Annotated in this window: 2 protein-coding genes; one reads left to right on the top strand and one right to left on the bottom strand. The window is 32.1% G+C overall.

All coding sequences use genetic code 11. The features are described 5' to 3' along the window. Positions 1–272: 272 nt before the first annotated feature. Positions 273–584, bottom strand: coding sequence for a hypothetical protein (locus T429_RS0108555; protein WP_005775069.1), 312 nt, complete (start codon positions 582–584; stop codon positions 273–275). Between the two features lie 94 nt (positions 585–678). On the opposite strand from T429_RS0108555, the gene T429_RS0108550 reads away from it, so the two are divergent. Then, entirely contained in the window at positions 679–996 is a 318-nt protein-coding gene (locus T429_RS0108550; RefSeq protein WP_026500982.1) for a hypothetical protein, read from the top strand. Positions 997–1,082 lie beyond the last annotated feature (86 nt).

The following is a 1,082-nucleotide window of genomic DNA, read 5'->3' as shown; positions in this document are numbered from 1 at the left end:
CATATTTAGCGAGATTTTGCTCTTCATCTTCACAGACAACTAATAAAATTTCATGAGAATTTATAAGCACTGGTTTGTTCACAACTACCTCCATAGAGCCTATTGGCAACCGTTATTTTATAGGATATGAGGTAAAATATTTCATCATTTATGAAAAATGTCAATAATAAAATTCAGAAAATATGAAATTTAAATAAGATGTAGGTTAATTATGGATAAGTTAACGTTAGAAAAACTTTGGAATTGTGGAGATAAAAAAGTGATGGCTGCTATTATTTTTTGTTTGAAGAACAAGAATTCTGAAGAATCGTTAAAACAGCTCTCTGAACTTCAGGCTTTGCTTGATAATATAATTGAATAAACTGTTCAGATTCTTTGATCAGAAAAGGGGGGATTTCACCAAAAAAATCAATAATCTCTATTAATTCACTTGCTTTTATTGATCTGTTTGTAGCTGAATCACTTAACATACTAGTTAAGGTAGATGGTAACACTCCCAAATGCTTGGCTAGCATTTTCTTACTACCATGACCATTTTTAGCCAATTGCGTATTAAGCCATACCTTTAATTGATCTGATTCCATAAAATACAAGCTCTTTCATATAAAATGAAAAATCAATAAAAAAAATATGAAATTTTATCTTGATAAAATTCAGAAAATATGAAATTTTATCATTATGAAAAAAGAACCTGCGTATACCATAATAAAATATTTAGGGGGTGCTGTTAATGTTTCACGCATTTTACAGAAATGTAAAGGCGCTGTTTATCGTATCACTTATTCTAAGGAAAAAGGCGGCGCTAATGGATTATTCCCTTCGATTTATCAAGCGCAATTATTAAATTACGCGCGTGAACATGGGATAGATTTACGTCCAGAAGATTTTTTTTATCCAGAGCGCTTACAGACATTAATGCAAGAGCAGCGCCCCCCAATTACGAAAATTAGCAAGAGCATCGGTGTTGAGAACACCGGCGAGACTTTACAGCCTTAAGGAGATCAGAATGAGTTTAAATGAAATTTTATCAATAGCAATTTTTGCAATGTTACTTATCGACGCCGTGATGTTTGGTTTTGCTT

Origin of the sequence: Bartonella elizabethae F9251 = ATCC 49927 (assembly GCF_000518165.1) — a bacterium.
Lineage (GTDB): Bacteria > Pseudomonadota > Alphaproteobacteria > Rhizobiales > Rhizobiaceae > Bartonella > Bartonella elizabethae.
This window is presented reverse-complemented; position numbering and strand designations above follow the sequence as displayed.